Annotated in this window: 13 protein-coding genes; 1 reads left to right on the top strand and 12 read right to left on the bottom strand. The window is 52.0% G+C overall.

Going from position 1 to position 17990, the window contains the following annotated elements:
* Nucleotides 1–3: 3 nt before the first annotated feature.
* From P1P86_02610 to P1P86_02570, 9 genes are all read right to left on the bottom strand, one after another.
* Nucleotides 4–2715: a glycoside hydrolase family 78 protein gene (locus P1P86_02610; protein ID MDF1574068.1), complete on the bottom strand. Its 2712-nt coding sequence runs from the start codon at nt 2713–2715 to the stop codon at nt 4–6.
* A 192-nt stretch (nt 2716–2907) separates the two neighbouring features.
* Complete coding sequence (locus P1P86_02605; protein MDF1574067.1) at nt 2908–4344, bottom strand: glycoside hydrolase family 140 protein; 1437 nt, start codon at nt 4342–4344, stop codon at nt 2908–2910.
* Between the two features lie 76 nt (nt 4345–4420).
* Nucleotides 4421–5932 carry an ADP-ribosylglycohydrolase family protein gene (locus P1P86_02600; protein ID MDF1574066.1) on the bottom strand — a complete coding sequence of 504 codons (1512 nt, stop codon included), beginning with the start codon at nt 5930–5932 and terminating at the stop codon, nt 4421–4423.
* Between the two features lie 92 nt (nt 5933–6024).
* Nucleotides 6025–6957 (bottom strand): ribokinase, encoded by a 933-nt coding sequence (gene rbsK, locus P1P86_02595; protein MDF1574065.1) that lies wholly within the window; start codon nt 6955–6957, stop codon nt 6025–6027.
* Nucleotides 6954–7955 carry a GRP family sugar transporter gene (locus P1P86_02590; protein MDF1574064.1) on the bottom strand — a complete coding sequence of 334 codons (1002 nt, stop codon included), beginning with the start codon at nt 7953–7955 and terminating at the stop codon, nt 6954–6956. The genes rbsK and P1P86_02590 overlap by 4 nt, the downstream gene beginning before the upstream one ends.
* Nucleotides 7956–7996: 41 nt before the next feature.
* Complete coding sequence (locus P1P86_02585; protein ID MDF1574063.1) at nt 7997–9730, bottom strand: acetylxylan esterase; 1734 nt, start codon at nt 9728–9730, stop codon at nt 7997–7999.
* A 28-nt stretch (nt 9731–9758) separates the two neighbouring features.
* Entirely contained in the window at nt 9759–11351 is a 1593-nt protein-coding gene (locus P1P86_02580; GenBank protein MDF1574062.1) for a sulfatase, read from the bottom strand.
* Nucleotides 11352–11384: 33 nt separating this feature from the next.
* The gene (deoC, locus tag P1P86_02575; GenBank protein MDF1574061.1) at nt 11385–12122 is read right to left on the bottom strand and encodes a deoxyribose-phosphate aldolase; all 738 of its coding nucleotides are present in this window, start codon (nt 12120–12122) and stop codon (nt 11385–11387) included.
* Complete coding sequence (locus tag P1P86_02570) at nt 12109–13161, bottom strand: Gfo/Idh/MocA family oxidoreductase (protein ID MDF1574060.1); 1053 nt, start codon at nt 13159–13161, stop codon at nt 12109–12111. The genes deoC and P1P86_02570 overlap by 14 nt, the downstream gene beginning before the upstream one ends.
* 177 nt (nt 13162–13338) lie before the next feature.
* Between P1P86_02570 and P1P86_02565 the strand changes: the two genes are divergently transcribed.
* Nucleotides 13339–14532, top strand: a complete 1194-nt coding sequence (locus P1P86_02565; protein ID MDF1574059.1) for a nucleoside permease — start codon at nt 13339–13341, stop codon at nt 14530–14532.
* A 15-nt stretch (nt 14533–14547) separates the two neighbouring features.
* Here P1P86_02565 and P1P86_02560 read toward each other — a convergent pair whose 3' ends face one another.
* The 3 genes from P1P86_02560 to P1P86_02550 all read right to left on the bottom strand — a co-directional run bounded on the left by P1P86_02560 (nt 14548) and on the right by P1P86_02550 (nt 17984).
* Nucleotides 14548–15744, bottom strand: coding sequence for a Gfo/Idh/MocA family oxidoreductase (locus P1P86_02560; protein ID MDF1574058.1), 1197 nt, complete (start codon nt 15742–15744; stop codon nt 14548–14550).
* 68 nt (nt 15745–15812) lie between these two features.
* Nucleotides 15813–16811, bottom strand: a complete 999-nt coding sequence (locus P1P86_02555) for a VOC family protein (GenBank protein ID MDF1574057.1) — start codon at nt 16809–16811, stop codon at nt 15813–15815.
* 84 nt (nt 16812–16895) lie between these two features.
* A complete protein-coding gene (locus P1P86_02550; protein ID MDF1574056.1) occupies nt 16896–17984 on the bottom strand; it encodes a glycoside hydrolase family 88 protein in 1089 nt (362 codons plus the stop codon).
* Nucleotides 17985–17990: the final 6 nt, after the last annotated feature.

Below are 17990 nucleotides of genomic sequence, written 5' to 3'. Positions count from 1 at the left end.
ATTTTACAACGTTGTGACAATGGTAAAAGTCCCTGATCCGGTATTTGCAAGCACCTCACCCTCCAGCTCTTTAATTTCCATTCCCGAGTCCTCCGGGCTGCTTCCATTGATGGTGATCCCTGTGGTCTCCCCTGGTATATGGATGGTGGCACTGGTATTGGCAGGAATGACCACCTCCATGGTCAGTTGCTCTCCATCGAGCTTCCACCCCGAGATAATTTCACCGTACATGGATTGATGGGTGGCCCTTGCCGAACTGAGCCCTCCACCCGGACGAGGCCGGATGATGATATGCTTGTAGGCGGGATTGTTTTCATCTCTTCCAATTCCTGCAACTACCTGGTACATCCATTTCCCGATGGCCCCGTAAGCATAATGGTTAAAGGAATTCATCCCGGGATCCTGGAAGGTGGAATCGGGCTTCTGTCCGTCCCAGCGTTCCCAGATGGTGGTGGCACCCATGGTTACCGGATAGAGCCAGGAAGGATACTCCTGGCGGTTCAGCAACTGATAGGCCAGATCGTTCCTGCCAATTTCCGTAAGTGTCATTGAAATCAGGGGGGTACCCAGGAAGCCGGTCGTTATATGTCCGAATTGTTCCACATCCCCGGCCAGATAGGCTGCACTTTTTTCAGCAGTCTCCTCGTCCAGCATGTCAAAGGCCAGGGCCAGGGTGTAGGCCGTCTGGGTATTAGCCACCAGGCGGCCGTTTGGGGTAACAAATTCCCTGTTAAATGCGTCTTTGATTTGTTCGGAAAGCTGGCTGTAATACCGGGCCTCTTCCTCATGTCCCAGAATCGCTGCGGTTTTCGCCACTATGGAAGAGGAGTAGGAATAATAGGCGGTGGCAATCAGGTCCTTGAGGGTATAGGCCCCCATGTAATCGGATCTGTTGGAGGCAAAGGCAAGCCAGTCGCCAAAATGAAAATCTCCCGTCCAGATGAGATCCTCCCCGGCACGCTCCTTCATAAATTCAATCCAGGCCTTCATGCTCTCATACTGGTTCTCCAGAACCGTCAGGTCGCCGTAATCCAGATACACGACCCAGGGGATAATAACCCCTGCATCGGCCCAGCCGGTAGCTCCCGCACCTCCCAGGATATCCGGTACCACGTGTGGAATGGATCCATCCTCTTTCTGATCAGCAGCCAGGTCCTTCAACCATTTTCGATAGAATGTTGCTGCATTCGTATTAAAGCAGGCAGTAGGTGCAAATACCTGTGCATCGCCGGTCCAACCAAGTCGTTCATCCCGTTGGGGACAATCGGTGGGCACATCCAGAAAATTTCCTTTCAATCCCCATACAATATTATGCTGCAGCTGGTTTAGCAGGGGTTCCGAGCACTCAAAGGTGCCTGAAGGCTCCATGGCAGAGTGAATCACCATGCCCCGGATCTTATCGGCAGTCAGCTCGCCCGGATAACCGGATACCATTACATAGCGGAATCCCTGAAAGGTGAAGTGGGGCTCAAAGCTTTCCTCGGTTCCGCCTTTAAGCTTATAGGTGTTGGTGCATTTGGCAGCGCGCAGGTTCTCATAATACATATTTCCCTCCTTATCCAGCACTTCGGCATGCCGGAGGGTAAGCACATCCCCGCTGTTACCAGAAGCCCTGATCCGGATCCATCCCACCATGTTCTGACCCATATCAACCAGCCAGCCTTCCTCCCTCTTTTCAATGGAAACAGGCTCCAGGGTGTTTACAATCTTCACGGGAGGCCCTTCCGGAGCAATCAGTTTCTCCTTTGAAATTTCCATCCTGGCTGTTCCTTTCCATTGACTGTCGTCATAAGCCACCGTGCTCCAGCCAGTCAGTTCTCTGCCCGCATCATAGACCTCTCCATTGTAAATATCCGATTCCAGAATCGGACCGGTGCTGGCTTTCCAGCTATCATCGGTGGAGATTGTAGCACTGGTCCCATCCGCATATTCAATGATAATCTCTGCAAGGGCTGCCAGCTTTTCTCCCCAGTTGTTTCTTCCGTCAATCCATCCCAGGTTGCCCCTGAACCAGCCATCGCCCAGAACAATCCCCACGGCATTCCGGCTCTGAACCAGCAGGGAGGTGATATCGTAGGTCTGGTATTGCAGCCGGGTATCGTAGCTGGTCCATCCGGGAGTAAACTCCTGGTCCCCTACTCTTTTCCCGTTAATCTCAACCTGATAAAGCCCCTGGCTACTGATATATAGCCTGGCCTGTTTAATGCGCTTATTCAAGGCAAACTCCTTCCTCAGGTAGGGCGAAGGCTCCGATTTTTTCGGATCCTCTTCCCAGGCCGGAGTGATCCAGTCGGCCACCCAGTCGGCACTCTTCAGCTTTCCCATCTCAAAGAAAGCCGGTTCGCTCCATTTACTCTTCTTCCCGTGATTGTCCGCCACCCGAACCTGCCAGTATACACGCTGGTAAGACTTGAGCGCCTGACCCTGATACCGGATATGAATGCTCCGGGAGGAAACCACAGTTCCCGTATTCCAGACCTGCTTTCCCTTCTTTGCCAGATCCGCCGGATCCAGGGCAGCATGGATTTCATAGGATTCCTGCATGGTGTTGTTCTGGTCCGATTGAATGATCCAGCTAAGCTGGGGAGCGGGATTATCCATACCAATGGGATTGGTCTTGTAATCGGTGGTCGGGGAAGTGACCTGTAGTTGTGCCGATACAGCAGGCGCTGCCATTAAAAACAGGCTGCTCAAAAGAAAGTTGCGGAATTTCATGGAAGAATCAGTTTGAGGTTATGTACCCTAAATATAGCTCAAATCTGCCAAGGAACCACATCTTCAATTATGATCTTTTCATAATATATGGCAGGCCGGCAGCTGCCTGTAGTGCAAACAAATGACCTGGCACGGGTCAAGAATAAGTTTAAGACAGAAGGACTAAGCTGGTATGCCCGGATGCTGAAGTCCTTAAGGACCACTCCTCTTTTTGCCGGGAATAATCTGGCGTCCGGGCGCTTCATATCCGGCCGAAGCATCATCGATCACCACCACCCAGTCGGGCCCCCCCATGCCTTCTTTGATCATACCATCCCAGTTGGAAAACTCAAACTCCCCCCGGTTATCCAAATAAGCCTGCAAGTAGGCATGGCCCGTTTGAGGGTTGTACCACCATACTTTTAGCCTGGTGCCGGGGATCACCTTAGTATTGATCTTAAAACTTTTGTAATAAGGCAGGTAAGCCATGATATATGTGGCATCACTTTCACCAGCTGAGCCATCGCGTGTGACCCGGATATGATCGGAGGCATGGGATGGATTATCACCAAATAATAGGCTCTGATCCGGGATCCTTGAAAGAAATGGTCTCGACTCCATCAATCTCCGAAGGTGTATCAGTTGTCCGGCACCCGGACTCTCCAGAGCTTTGTCCCAGGACCGGTTGGGCCATATCCGGCTGCTCTCATCCCCCCGGTTGATCTGCCAGATATTGTTGTTGCCGTAAGTGTGGCCAAAGGCTCCTGCAAAAACCGACCAGTAGGCCTGTTTCCTGACCTCATAGGCATCGTGCCTGGGATTGGCCGGATTAAACCAGATGCTAATTTCTTCATAGGAGGGTTCTCCATTAAGCACCGGTTTGGGCGGAGTCAGGTAATAATCGTTGCTGATCCAGTCGTAAACATTGAAAGAGGGTGCCTGATGCCCGGTCTGCACCATATTAAAATCGAGCCATTCCCTGTTGTGTAACCAGGTGGAGCTGGTCTGCTGCCCGCGGGGATGATAGCTAAGCAGGTGGACGCCCGAATCTCCCTCGCCAAGGCCCGCGGCCATGGCGTCCCAGATCCCGATCTGGGGACCGGCGGGCCAGTCCCCTCCCAGGACCCATACGATATTGGGGGCATCCTTATAGCGTTCTCCCAGGAACTTTCCATAAGCATAGGCATTCTCAGAATTAAACACAGCCTCTTCATTAAGCAGCGGATGGGAGCCAGGCAATACATAACTGTGCCAGGTAGGCAGCATTGCCAGAACAAGTCCATATTCCCGGGCCTTCATCACTGCATAGTCAACCATAGTAAAATAACCCTCGGTGGGTCGCGCCGGATCAAAATCCTTGAAGGGCAGATGGCCCTCCATATTGGGAAATGCCAGTCCGTCAATCTCTCCGACGATCACCGTCTGGATTACTGTAAATCCTTTCCCGGCGCGGTTTCGCATATATTGGTCCATTTCCTGCCGATCGAGCCGGTGAAGCATTTCCCAGCCGGTATCACCCAGCCAGAAGAAGGGCGCACCCTCTGAAGTCACCAGGAATCGCTGGTTGTCCGAAACCTTTAAAAACTGGGCTGTAACACTTGCCTGAACGAGTATGGCAGCAAGTACAAGCAGGAACATTTTTCGCTTCATAGCAGAATATATTAGGTGCGGTTCTGTTTAAAAACTATCCGGCAAAGCGTAAAAAGAATTTCTTACAGCTTCACTGTCAGACTTCAGGTTCGGGCCCGTAGACAATCACATCGCCCAGCTCAACCCTGTAGCCTCTGGAAGGATTGAGCCAAACCACCCTCACCTGGTGGTCCCCTTCTTCCAGATTGTATTTCCATGTCACTTCATGTCTTCTGCCCTGATATCCGGTGGGAAGGATTGCCAGCTCGTGCAATTCTCCGTCCACGTACACCTCAACTTCCAGCTTCCTGTCTTCTTCAACTCCGGGAAGCTTGCCGGCACCGCCCCTTAACACAAATCCCTTTCCGTTGAAATCGAAACTGTGTTCTGTTTCTCCGCCTGCTGTCAGGGTATTCCCTCCCCGGGATGCACGGATTTTTTGTACCGGGTAGTGTCCCTCGAAAGCCTTTTCAAATTTGACGGCTACCGGCTCTTCAAACTTGATCTTCAATCCATCTTCCAACTCCTCTCCCCCCTTGCGTTTCACCATCTCCACGGCCTGGCGGTAACCCATCTCATAGATGTCGTTCAGCGAAACGGTGGTGTATTTGAAATCCATGTCCTCGACCTTGTCCAGTCCCTGCTTCCAGTACTCCGGAATGGCATCATAGCCCAGGATGGTCCCCAGTATCCCTCCCGAGCTGGCCGGGTTGCAATCCGAATCCTGGCCGCACCGGGTGCTGATATCAATGGTCTTCCCAAAATCGCCTTCCCCGTATAATAATCCGATCACGATATAGGCCGCATTGATCTTAGCATCGATATTAAAAGGAACAAACACTCCATCGGGACAACCCATATCCGACGACCACTTACGCTCCGCCTCGAACCAGGTTTGTTTCCAGTCCTCCGGATTCGTTTCATACCAGGCAATAACATCATTGATGCACTGATAGAACTCACTTTGCTCAGGAATGCTTTTCAGGGCCTCCCTGACAATGAATTCCACATCGTCCGACCAGAAGGAAAGGGAATACATGGCTGCCACATAAACACCTCCGTACCAGCCATCTCCGTAATTCATAATATGACCCACCCGGTCGCAAACCTCCGAGGAGGAGTTGACCATTCCGGGATTCATCAAGCCTGCAAAATCGGCTTCGATCTGGAAGTCGATATCATCGGCATGGGGATTGTTCTCCCAGTGTCCCGATGCAGGGGGCTCCATTCCGTTCATGATATTGTAACGGGCAGCCTGGTTGGCATGCCACAACATATAGTCCGCATAGGCAAAGGCACGTGCGTGGGAAGAGGCCGGAGCATCCAGGCCCTCCTTTTCAAAAACCTCCACAAAGGTCAGATCCATGTAGATGTCATCGTACAGTCCCGGGGCGTTTTTATAGTACCACTCCATCCGGCTCTCATCCCAGGAAAGAGGAACGTAGTCCTGGATCATGGTCCCGTTGTACTGAAATTCAGTAGGTCCCCCATAAGTGCATCCGATGACCTGACCGGCCCATCCTCCCCTGATCTTATCCCTGAGAGCAGCCTTTGACAGAGTGAACTCCGCAGGATAATCCACCTCGGCAGAAACAGTTTCCTTTTCCATCGTTGTGCAGGAGCCCAGGAAAAATCCGGCCACCAGCAATAGGGCAGATACGATGCCTCTGGTTTTCAATTTTGTGTTCATAGCATTAAATATTATCTGGATTGGTCTCTGAGGTAATCACGTGTTTCTTCCCATCGGGGAATGGAACTCTGGGCTCCCAGTTTCTGAACGGAAAGGGCGGCGGCTCCATGAGCCTCCAATACCGCTCTTTCAAGTCCCCTTCCTTCAGCCAGAGAGACGGCAAGCTGTCCGTTGAATACATCCCCCGCAGCGGTGGTATCAACAGCCTGTACTGAAAAGCCAGGCACGATCTTCCGGATTCCGGAGCCGGGACCGGACAGATAAGCACCCCTGGCACCCAGGGTAATAATCACTGTTTCAATACCCCGCTTATGAAGTGCATCGGCAACCTCGGCTGCACTTTGCTCATTTGTTACAGGTATCCCTGTTAAGCTTTCTGCTTCTGTCTCATTGGGAGTGATGATGGAGACATGCTTAAGTATTGCATCGCTTAGCTTTGCAGCAGGAGCAGGATTCAGAATCACCCGCGTATCTAATTCACTGCACAGCTCTACCGCTTTCTGAACCGTTTCAAGGGGTATTTCCAGCTGGATCAGCATATAATCCGCTTCCCGGAAGGGTTCTTCCGTTTCCTCCAGGTCATCCGGGCTTAGCAAGGCATTGGCTCCGGAAGCAACGGTAATGGCATTTTCTCCCCTCTCAGAAATGGTGATCATGGCAATGCCTGAAGGGACGCCTTTACAGATTTTTATATCCGCTGTATTGATATTATCCAGTTTATACCCTTTTATGGCCTCTTCCCCGTAAGGATCGTCCCCGACAGAAGCAATAAATACCACATCCCCTCCTGCACGCGCGGCAGCCACCGCCTGATTGGCTCCTTTCCCCCCGGGGAACATAAAAAATTCGCCGCCGAGTAATGTTTCACCCGGTCGGGGTATTTCACTTACCCTGATGATCAGGTCCGTATTGGAGCTTCCGACAACAACAATTTTTTTTCTCATATGAGTCTGGCTGCAATGATCATTCCCAGTCCGACCAGAAAGAAAAGGAACATGGCCGCAATCAGTCCCTTCAAACCTTCTGCCTTGCCAAATTCTTTCCAGATAAATACCCCCCAGAGGGCCGCGATCAGCGTGGCTCCCTGTCCCAGGCCATAGGAAATAGCAAAGCCTGCCTGCTCTGCTGCAATGATGCTAAAGGTCATGCCCAGGCTCCAGATAACTCCCCCAAGGATGCCGATCAGGTGCAGTCCGGTATCCCCCTTTTTGAAATAGTCCCTGTAGCTGGCCTTTTCTCCAGTAACCGGTTTGTACATAAAAAAGGTATTCCAGAAAAAGTTGGAAAGCAGAAGTCCCACGGCAAAAATTACCGAAGCGGTATAGGGAGTCAGTTTTCCGGCTTCCGGCATGGCAAAATCAGTGGCCATGGATGCTGCTACAAAACGGTAGAAGAATCCCATCAGGATTCCACCCAGGATGGAGATCACAATGCCTTTCGTGGTTCCTGAGGCTGTTCCCCCGCTGTGTTTCCGGTAAGCCAGGGCATCCAGTACAATGGCCAGTACAACCAGGATCACCCCGATAAACAGGACCACCGGGTTTCCGAGGGGGGTGGCCACATAGTTGACCACCACACCTATAACCAGTGCCAGTCCGATCCCAATGGGAAAGGCTACGGCCATCCCGGCAATATGAATGGCCACCACAATCAGGAGGTTGGCGATATTAAAAACAGCCCCTCCCAGCAGGGCCGACCCGATCGCCTGCCCATCGGCCTGGGCCAGGTCGGCCAGAAATCCCCGGCCCTCTTCTCCCGTGCTGCCCATGGTAAAAGCCAGGATCAGGGAGAGGATCAGTACGCCCAGGGAGTAATCCCAGTAAAAGAGCTGAAAGGCCCATTTTTTGGAAGCCATTTTCTGGGTATTGGCCCAGGAACCCCAGCAAAGCATCGTGATCACACAAAGCAGCACTGCCACAAAATAAGATTGAATGATGACCATAATGATTGGATTTAAAAATTTATTACCGGTGGCTTATTTGCTTAATCCATTCCAAATTGTTTCCTGATATAATTCACCATCACCGGATAGTTCTCAGCGGGAAGACTGTGTCCGGCATCGGGGTAAACCACATACTCCCTGGGGACCTGTAACTGATTATAGGCGGCAAAATTAATATGGGGCGGACAGGTCTGATCCATCAATCCGACAGACATCAGAACCGGAGCCTTGATCCAGGGGGCCAGATTCTTGATATCTATATAGCTCAGGTTCTTGTAAATCTCATCCTCTGAAATCTCCGGATGTTCCTCGAAATACTGCTCAAATTCTCCTCCCGGCCAGGCGACCAGCTTGAAATAGTCTCTGAAGTCGGACAGAAAAGGAACCTGGGGCACACAGAGGTCGATTCGCCTATTATCCAGTGCGGCCGTAGCAAAGCTAAGGGCTCCCCCCTGGCTGCCTCCCTCGACCGCTACACGCGAGGTATCCACTTCGCTGCGTGAATAGAGAAAATCCACAGCCCGCACACAGTCCATGTAGGCACCCCGGTATATGTAAAGTTCCCGGTCATCCGCCCGGTGCTGCAGGTAAACGGGGAAGCCCGGATTTACATGGTCCCTGCTGTTTCCGTGTCCACGTATGTTCAGGGCAAGGGAAACCATATCATCGCCCTGATAAAGGGTTTGGGGAGTCTTTTCGCTGCTATAACCCTGCACATGCAAAATGGCCGGGTAGACACCCTCTTTGACTGGCCTTTTATACCATCCCCGGATCAGAATATTTCCCAGGGAGCGCATCTCCACCAGGAAAATTTCACGCGTCTCCGTACAGAGCTTGTCCTGACGGATCAGCCTGAACTGGGGATCCACCGCATCCAGTTCACGCCGGGCCCTCATCCAGTAGTTCTCAAAGTCACCGGGACGATCCAGGGGGGAAACTATCTCTTCGGGCCGGACCCCGATGGCAAATTCTACCCGCTTGTTACCGCTTTCGCTCTCAAATGTCAGAGTGATCTTATAGAAGCCCGGTGAAAGCTGTCCCAGCTCCAGAGCTACTTCTTTCACTCCCTGCGCCCCGACTTTAAGTTCCTTTATAAGATCTGCAACAACTTCTCCGAAATCGGAGCTTGCAGTCATATGAAGAACGCCGGATACCCGCTGCTTCATTTTGTTCTCTACCAGGATTTGGATCCCTACAGGGCCTTCCTCCAGGAACAAATGATCCTGCCGGTCCATCAGGGGAACCATCTCCAGAAGTTCCTCCATCCCGATGACCGCCAGGCTCACCGGGTTCCCCACAATTCCACCGCCCCCGCCGCCATCATACACTCTGATGGCAATCGTGTTCTGCGCGCCCCAGGAGACCCGGTCCGCCGGAACCGTATAAACACGGGGATCGCCATAGCCACTTTGATAATCGGGCGGTAGTCCACCGGTCGCTCCCAGGATCTGACCATTAAAATAGGTCACGTCCGAATCGTCGATCCTGGCCAGCCGGAGCATCAGTCCCCCGTTATCAATCGCCTGTTTTTTTAAGTGCTCAGGAATAAACACCTCCTGCCTGTACCAGGCAAATCCGTCGTAGGTGCTGTATCCCTGTTTCTCCCAGTCGGTACCCGCTTCAATTATCTCCCAGGCGGAATCATCAAAAGCCGGCCAGGCCCAGGCGGAATTGTCGCCGGTTTTAAACTTCCATTCCGATCTGAGCAGGTTTTGTGCATGCAGGGAGGGAATCAATCCGGCAATCAGCACTAGGGTGATCAGATCTCTTCTCATAAGCAATACTTTTTGACTGTGTCAATATCTATTCGGTATACAGGTCGATAAACTTCTGGTCCAGTTCCTCCGAATCTCCGTATTTCACCCGTAAGTCGGCCAGCTTCTCCTTCAGCTCCTCCACTACTTCGGCATACTCCGGGTTGTCATATTCATTCTGCATCTCCATGGGATCATTCCTGCGGTCGTACAGCTCCCACTCATCCACATCGTAATAGAAATGCGCCAGTTTATACTCGCGGGTCACAATGCCGTAGTGCCGCTTCACCATATGCACGGCCGGATACTCATAGTAGTGGTAGTAGACCGCATCCCGGTCCCATCCCCTGATATCCCCCTTCAGCAGCGGAACAATGCTCTCCCCCTGCATATCGGAGGGCGCCTCAATACCAGCGATCTCCAGGAAGGTCTGGGCAAAGTCCAGATTCTGAACCATCTCGTCACTTACGCTCCCGGGCTTCACACTTCCGGGCCATCTGACCAGCAGGGGTGTCTTGAAGGATTCGTCGTAAATAAAACGCTTGTCGAACCATCCGTGCTCGCCCAGGTAAAAACCCTGGTCCGAGGTATAAACCACGATGGTGTTCTCTGTAAGTCCCGCTTCGTCCAGATAATCGAGCAAGGTACCAACCCCTTCGTCCACCGCGGCGATGCTGCCCAGGTAATCCTGCATATAGCGCTGGAATTTCCATTGCATCTTTTCCTTTTCAGTCATGGTGGGATAGCGCATTTTAAAATCTTCATTGATGGGATCATAAACCGCATTCCAGGCCGCCAGTTGCTCCTCCGTAAAGCGATCATACTTATTCTGCATGGCCTGCTTGTCCCAATCGGAGCTGGGAGCTATTCCCAGTTCGTCCAGAACCTCCGGGCGCAACTTCGAGTCCCCTGCCCAGTTCTGGTGCAGGAGAATATTCATCTCAGCCTCTTTTGCAGCCGATCCCCGTCCCTCATAATCGTCAAACAGGTTTGGTGGCTCGGGGAAGGTCTTTTTTGTAAACTCTTTGTAGTGCCTTTCAGCCGGCAACCATTCCCGGTGCGGGGCCTTGTGCAGGAAGAACAGAAGGAAAGGTAAGTCCGGATCCCTTCGGTTCTTCATCCAGTCCATGGTCAGATCGGTAATCACATCGGTGGTATATCCTTCTATCCGGATTTTACCCTCGTTGGTATTAAAATCCGGGTTATAATATGCTCCCTGACCCGGAAGAATCTTAAACTCATCAATTCCTTTGGGGTTATTTCCGAAATGGAGCTTCCCGAACATGGCCGTCTGATAGCCTGCTGCCTGAAAAAGTTGCGGGAAAGTGACCTGGGTGGTATCAAAGATAAAATGGTTATCGATCTTCCCGTGCAGGTGACAGTGCTTCCCGGTGAGGATGGTAGCCCTGGAGGGAGCGCAGATGGAATTGCTTACACAGGCGTTGCTGAACAGCATCCCCTCGTTGGCGATCCGGTCGATGTTGGGGGTTTGAATCAGATGATCGCTGTAGGCGCTGATGGCCTGATAGGCGTGATCGTCCGACATGATAAACACAATGTTGGGTCTTTGCTTCTCTTCGCTTTGTTCCGAACAGGAAAAGAAAGCAGGAACCAGCACAAGCAAGGGCACTAATAACTTCATTCTCATGATCTTTCTTATTTAGGTTCAGTGTCTTTAGTATCCTTCCGGGAACGGCCTTCCATTTTTACCATCCACTGCCAGGACGATGGCCTCGGTGGCTGTGGCCCCAATACGGGTTACTCCCAGTTCCCGCACCTTCAAAACATCCTCCAGGGTCCGTATACCACCGGCTGCCTTTACCTCCACCCGGGGATCACTGTGCTTGCGCATCAGTATCAGGTCCTCAGGTGTGGCCCCCTTGTAATTATAGCTGCCATCCGTCTGCTTTACAAAGCCATAACCGGTGGAAGTCTTTACAAACTCCACCTTCAGATCGCTGCAGATCCTGCATAATTTAATCTTATACTTCGCCTCGGGCAGAAAATCATTCTCAAAAATAACTTTCAGAGCGGCCCCGTGCAGCCTGGTCACCGATTCGATGGCTGCAATTTCCTCCCTCACATACTCCCAGTCCTCCGACAGCACTTTCCCCGTATTGACCACCATGTCGATCTCCACAGCTCCGTCATCAATGGCCCTCTCCGTCTCAAAGATCTTTACATCCACCCGGCTGTTTCCATGTGGAAATCCGACCACGGTACAAACCATCACATCCGAGCCCTTCAACATATCTGCCGCCATCTTCACCGCATAGGGTTTGATGCAGACGGAGGCTACATGGTACTTTCTGGCCAGTTCGATCCCTTCCTTCAGCGTCCGGTCATCCATGGTTGGATGCAGGAGGGAGTGATCGATCATTTTTGCTATTTCGAGTTTGTTAATTGCTTTCATTTATTTTAAAAATTATCTCCATATGTTTTTTTGCAGTCTCCAGAGGGACAAGCGGCTGAGCCTTCCCGTCGAGCACATCAATGAGGTGCCTGGTCAGATAATAACCATCTTCCCTTTCAGGACACGCAGAGCTGTACCGGGTCTCGCGCGCCTTTCCCGTTTCATCCAGGTCATAGTAAATGACCTCCGGATCATCCCAGGTGCAGTAGGCCAGCTTCAGTCCTCCCCGGGTCCCATAGATCCTGGTTTCATTCGGCACAAGCATATGCGCATGGACTCCGCGCTCCCAGTAATAGCTGATCCCGCCACTCAGCTGCATGTTCACCAGCAGGTGCTCCTCCACATCGTAGACCTCGGTTTCCGGGTCCACCTGATCCAGCCCGGATTTCAGCACGACACGCTCCACGGTCTCGAGTTGAGACCTGTCGTCCAGAACACCCAGGTGAAAAGAGAGGTCGTAGACCCCCCAGTCGTAAAGCGGCCCGCCCCCTGCCCTGGATTTGTCGAGAAACCATTTTGCCACGGGATGAAATTCAATGCCAGGTCTACGCTGCCTGCTAACACTCTGGTGGTGAATATGGTAAATATCTCCCAGAGCTCCGGAAGCGATCAGCTCCTTCACCAGGGTAAATTTGGGGTTTAAGCGGGAGTGCCGCCCGGAACAATCCATGGCAATTAGTTCGGGGTACTGTGCCTTCACCCTCATCATCTCCTCCAGTTCTTCCCTGTTCAGGGCCATGGGCTTCTCCAGCAACACATGCTTTCCTGCCTTCAGGGCCTCCACGAACATCTCCCGGTGGGTGTCCGGGGGGGTGGCTATAAGCACCACATCCACACCGGGGTCCTTCAGGATATCGCGGTAATCGCGGGTCTTGTTTGGAACATGAAACGACCTTCTGACCTGTTCCAGGTTTTCAGGATTCCTGGCAGCAATCCAGGTGATGCCGGCTCTTCCGCTTTCCTGCAGGAAGCCCATATGGGCCCTGGCTATCCAGCCTGCCCCAATGACACCAATATGGTAGCTCTTTGGATTGTTCATCAGCAGAGACTAAATGTAGGGAAGATTAATCAAAAAAATAAGCCCCGGACCAAGAACATATCTATTACTTTTAAGCAAGCCGTCTCAGGGAGGCATATTCATCTGAGAAAGGATCTGGATGAACGAAGCATATGGAAGATAAAAGATTTATTACTATTTTCAGACAAAAGTAAAACTATGGGCCTTAAGACCAGACTGCAACTCTCCACCATGATGTTCCTCCAGTATTTCATCTGGGGAACCTGGTATGTAACCCTGAATACCTACCTGGGACAAACCCTGGGTTTTACCGCCACGCAAATCGGGCTTTGCTACGGCACCTTTGCCATCTCGGCCATGATCTCGCCCTTCTTTGTGGGCCTGATTGCCGATAAATATTTTGCAACGGAAAAAGTCCTGGGATCGATGCATATCCTGGGGGCCGTTCTGCTGATCGTGGCCTCCAGGGCCACCACTTTTCAGTTTTTCTATCCGGCTCTCCTGTTGTATACACTCACTTATGCCCCAACCATGGCGCTATCCAACTCTCTCTCCTTCCATCAGATGGATAATCCGGGAAAGCAGTTTCCGGGAGTACGCGTACTGGGTACCATCGGTTGGATCGTGGCCAATAATGTGATTGGCTGGCTGGGATATACCCTTACCGTCGAGCAGCTCTACGTGGGGGCTGCCGCCTCGCTCATGCTGGGATTCTACAGTTTCACCCTGCCTCATGTGCCCCCGAAGAAAGAGAAGAAGGCCAATTTGAAAGAACTTATCGGACTGGATGCCCTCAGCCTGTTTAAATCCCGCGCCTTCGCCACCATCATGATTGCCTCGGTATTGATCTTTATTCCGGTCTCCTTCTATTTTGGATTCACCGCCTCCTTTATGTCCGACATCGGGATCCCGACAGATATCATCCCCAACCGGATCAGCATGGGCCAGATGGCCGAGATCCTCTTTATCCTGATCCTGCCCTTCTTTATCACCCGTTTCGGAGTAAAACGGGTTCTCTTTATCGGTATCACCGCCTGGCTGGTGCGCTTTCTGCTCTTTGCCAACGGGGATGCGGAAAGCGGTGTATGGATGATCTATACCGCCATCATCCTGCACGGGGTCTGCTATGACTTCTTCGTGGTTACCGGGCAGATCTTCGTGGATGAAAAGGCCCCGGACAACCTGAAGAGTTCGGCGCAGGGACTGATCACCTTTGCCACTTACGGACTGGGTATGTTTATCGGGACCTGGTTTGCCGGACGAACCATCGACTCCCTTACCGTGGGCGGAGTGGCCGACTGGGAAAAAATCTGGTATGTCCCCACCGTGATTGCCGCCGTGATACTGGTGATCTTTATCTTTCTGTTCAGAGAAAAAAAGAAGGCCGTGTAAGCCTGGATCTGTCTTCTATTTGATTTTCTGGATGATCTCTCCTGAAGACTTGTCCTTCAGGATGAGCTTCACCGTTCCATCGGGGATTATTTCCTCTTTGATCAGGTAATACCCTTCGTCATAGTCCTTGTATTTGGGACCCCTGGCAAGCTCTTCGCTGCCCCGCCAGTCCTCCAGTTCCACGGGCTCCCACTTTTTCGAAGCAGAAGATTTGTAGCAGGCATCCATTATGGCATTGACCACATACCCGTCATAAAAGGTCTCCATCGCCTGGGTACCCGCATCCATGGCATTGAACATATCGGTGAACATAAAATCGTAGCCCAGGGCATTGACCTCGTCTCCCACCGGGAATAGCCAGCCGGTGGCCGATTCGGCTTTTTCGGCCACATAGTCGCCTTCACCTACTGCCGTATACATTTCAAAACCGGTACGTAAAAAATGGTTAAGGAATATGGTTCCCTCCACTCCCATTACTTCGTCCCGCAGATCCATCCCTCCCCGGAAACACCAGCTTACCTCGAACTGGGCAATGGCCCCTGAAGCGTACTTAACCAGAGCAATGGCATGGTCCTCTGCTTCGATGGGTTTTACCTGGGTATCGGCCCAGCACATCACCTCCACCGGCCTGACCTCCTTGCCTATATAGTTCCTGGCAATTTCAATGCAGTGGCAACCCAGGTCAATGATGGCACCACCCCCCGAAAGCTCGGGGTTCCAGAACCAGTCGCTGTGCGGACCCGGATGGGTTTCCCGGGCACGTACCCAGAGAATATCTCCCAGGGCCCCGTTTTTCACCGATTCCACTGCCTTCAGCGTTTTGGGGGTATAGCACAAATCTTCCAGGTACCCGTGGAAAACACCGTGTTTCTCCACCAGATCCAGCATCTCTTTGGCCTCGGCGGCATTGCGCCCCAGGGGCTTGGTGACCAGAATGGCCTTGCCGGCTTCAGCTGCCATCCTCACCGCCTCCAGATGCAGAAAATTAGGGAGTGCTACAACGACGGTATCAATACCGGGATGCTGAACGGCTTCCTTTATATCTGTGGTCCAGTTTGAAATACCATGCCTTTCGGCCACTTTCTTTGCACTGGATTCGCTCCTGGAATATACCATCTGAACCCGGTCGTTTCGGCGCTGACCGTGCAGGGCATGCACATAAAAATCCCCGATAAATCCGCCACCCAGCATGGCAATATTTTTAAATTTCATAAATGTTAGAGTTTAAATGCTTGTTATTTAATCCTCGTGTGTAACTGATGGTGGCTTTTTCTGGCAAATTACTCCGGATAATTCCACAAAAGCTCCATGGTCAGTCCACCGGCCTGCTCCAGGTCCATGTACTCATAGCGGCCAGAACCGGGTTTATCTTTTTCACCCCAGGTTCCTCCCATGGAGACCACAAATCCTTTTGAGGTGAAGTCTTCCAGGACCACATCCATATCCTTGACAGAGAAGGCCAGGTGGTGGATCCCTTCCCCGTGCAGTTTTATATGATCCTCATAGACGATGGGGGGTTTTACAGGAATGCACCACTCATAAGCGATTTCACCGTGGCGCTGCCAGCCCTGGATCAGTTCATGCCCGGCCGGTTTTCCATAATACATGGGCTCGCCCAGCTCCGGATGCCTGATCTCCAGCTCTGGCAGTCCGATCCGCTTCCAGAATGCGGATACCGGTTTTGGATCTTTAATGGCAAAGGCATATTGATTTAGCCTCAGCTCCAGCTGGTTATCATCGCATAAGGCTGTGTGAACGGCCAGTCCATGGTCTTCATAGGTAAAGCCAAGAACATATTTGCCATCCGCCTCCGTATTCATCAGCACATAGGCCAGTTCCCCCTCGCTGGTCTTCATGCTTATCTGATCAAGAACTCCGGTTCCGAGTTCTTCCAGGCGTCCAATCTCCTCTTTCAGCTCATTGACATCCGGGAACCTGTGAACCAGGCTCATGGCTGCATCGCCGTGGGCGATAAGAAAATCATTGAATACAGATTCCCCTTCCAGGGGCTGGATCCAGTTCACATGGGCACCACCCAGGTTGGCACAAATGAGCCTGGCCATGCTTACACTCTCCGTCTTCCATGATTTCACTTCCACCGTGCCCAGGTCCCTGAACTGGTCGAAACCCAGTTCCCGGTACTTGACCATGGTGTTTTCCGCATCCGACACCACCCAGAGTACCTGATCCACATATTGGTAGGCTCCCGGAAGATCCGCAGCACTGATTTGTCCGGCCAGAGAGATCAAGGCAGAAGCCAGCAGGAAAGTCTTTTTCATAGGATTGGTTTTTTTTAATCAACAAGTTCTAAAGCACCAATATCGCAATTATTTTTTTGAGGGGATGGCCGTGCCCCACACATCCTACTCTCCTTTATCCAGATTCTTTTTCCGGAGCAGCGCCTCCAGGTAATAGTAGTCGGCATAGTTCAAAGGGACATCCACCTCCGAAGCGGCAGGTTTCGAACCCACCGAATGCCCGAGTATAAATCCGTAATTCTCACCCGGCTTTGAAGCATAGGTGGTTCCCAGGCTCTCCATGATCCTGTCTGCCTGCTCCTTGTAGTAGGCCCCTTTTTCCGAATACCTGCATAATTCGTACAGGGCAGACGCCATGATGGCCGCGGCCGATACATCCCTGGGTTCTTCAGGGATCCCCGGGGCATCATAATCCCAGTAAGGGACCAGGTCGTCCGGCATGCGGGGATGCCCGAGCAGAAAACCGGCAATGCGTTCTGCCTGCTTCAGGAACTCGATATGATCCGTCAGCCGGTAGGTCATGGTATAGCCATAGAGTCCCCAGGCCTGGCCCCTGGACCAGGCCGACTGGTCGGAATAACCCTGGTGCGTGTTCTTTTGTCGCACCGCTCCCGTAAGGGTGTCGTAATCGACCACATGAACAGAACTGTTATCGGGACGGAAATGGTTTTCCATGGTGGTAAGCGCATGACGGATGGCCATGTCCCGGTACACCGGATCACCACTCTGCCCGGATGCCCAGAAAAGCAGCTCCAGGTTCATCATATTGTCAATGATCACGGGACACTGCCAGTTCTCCTGGTTAAAATCCCACGACCGGATACACCCCACATTCTCATAGAAGCGGCCGATCAGGGTCTTTGCCGACTGTTCCAGCACCGGGATAAAAGAGGTATCTCCCGTCAGGCGGAGCGCATTCCCGTAACTGCAGAACATCCTGAAGCCCACATCGTGATTGGAACCATTAAACTGCTGCTCTTCCAGTTCAGCGGTATATTTAAGGGCTTTCTCCTTCCACTGGGATTCTCCGGTCAGTGCAGCCTCAGACTGCGCCCTCTGGATGTTCTGATCCAGCAGCTCCAGCTGCCGGCCGATTTGTTCCAGGGTAAGTTCTTTTGTCTCCCCGGAAGGACTTTTGCAGGAGCTTAATACTACAAGTACTGTTGATAAAGAAATTAGACAGCTTATTCTCATGGGAAG

The sequence above is a fragment of the Bacteroidales bacterium genome, from assembly GCA_029210725.1.
Lineage (GTDB): Bacteria > Bacteroidota > Bacteroidia > Bacteroidales.
The sequence above is the reverse complement of the archived record's forward strand: the minus strand, read 5'-3'. Positions and strand labels throughout refer to the sequence as shown.

What these genes read in the sequence shown, in the direction of transcription:
- P1P86_02610 (MDF1574068.1), bottom strand. Translation starts at nt 2,715, where the DNA reads ATGAAATTCCGCAACTTTCTTTTGAGCAGCCTGTTTTTAATGGCAGCG.
- P1P86_02565 (MDF1574059.1), top strand. Translation starts at nt 13,339, where the DNA reads ATGGGCCTTAAGACCAGACTGCAACTCTCCACCATGATGTTCCTCCAG.
- deoC (MDF1574061.1), bottom strand. Translation starts at nt 12,122, where the DNA reads ATGAAAGCAATTAACAAACTCGAAATAGCAAAAATGATCGATCACTCC.
- P1P86_02560 (MDF1574058.1), bottom strand. Translation starts at nt 15,744, where the DNA reads ATGAAATTTAAAAATATTGCCATGCTGGGTGGCGGATTTATCGGGGAT.
- P1P86_02605 (MDF1574067.1), bottom strand. Translation starts at nt 4,344, where the DNA reads ATGAAGCGAAAAATGTTCCTGCTTGTACTTGCTGCCATACTCGTTCAG.
- P1P86_02600 (MDF1574066.1), bottom strand. Translation starts at nt 5,932, where the DNA reads ATGGAAAAGGAAACTGTTTCTGCCGAGGTGGATTATCCTGCGGAGTTC.
- P1P86_02590 (MDF1574064.1), bottom strand. Translation starts at nt 7,955, where the DNA reads ATGGTCATCATTCAATCTTATTTTGTGGCAGTGCTGCTTTGTGTGATC.
- rbsK (MDF1574065.1), bottom strand. Translation starts at nt 6,957, where the DNA reads ATGAGAAAAAAAATTGTTGTTGTCGGAAGCTCCAATACGGACCTGATC.
- P1P86_02570 (MDF1574060.1), bottom strand. Translation starts at nt 13,161, where the DNA reads ATGAACAATCCAAAGAGCTACCATATTGGTGTCATTGGGGCAGGCTGG.
- P1P86_02550 (MDF1574056.1), bottom strand. Translation starts at nt 17,984, where the DNA reads ATGAGAATAAGCTGTCTAATTTCTTTATCAACAGTACTTGTAGTATTA.
- P1P86_02555 (MDF1574057.1), bottom strand. Translation starts at nt 16,811, where the DNA reads ATGAAAAAGACTTTCCTGCTGGCTTCTGCCTTGATCTCTCTGGCCGGA.
- P1P86_02580 (MDF1574062.1), bottom strand. Translation starts at nt 11,351, where the DNA reads ATGAAGTTATTAGTGCCCTTGCTTGTGCTGGTTCCTGCTTTCTTTTCC.
- P1P86_02585 (MDF1574063.1), bottom strand. Translation starts at nt 9,730, where the DNA reads ATGAGAAGAGATCTGATCACCCTAGTGCTGATTGCCGGATTGATTCCC.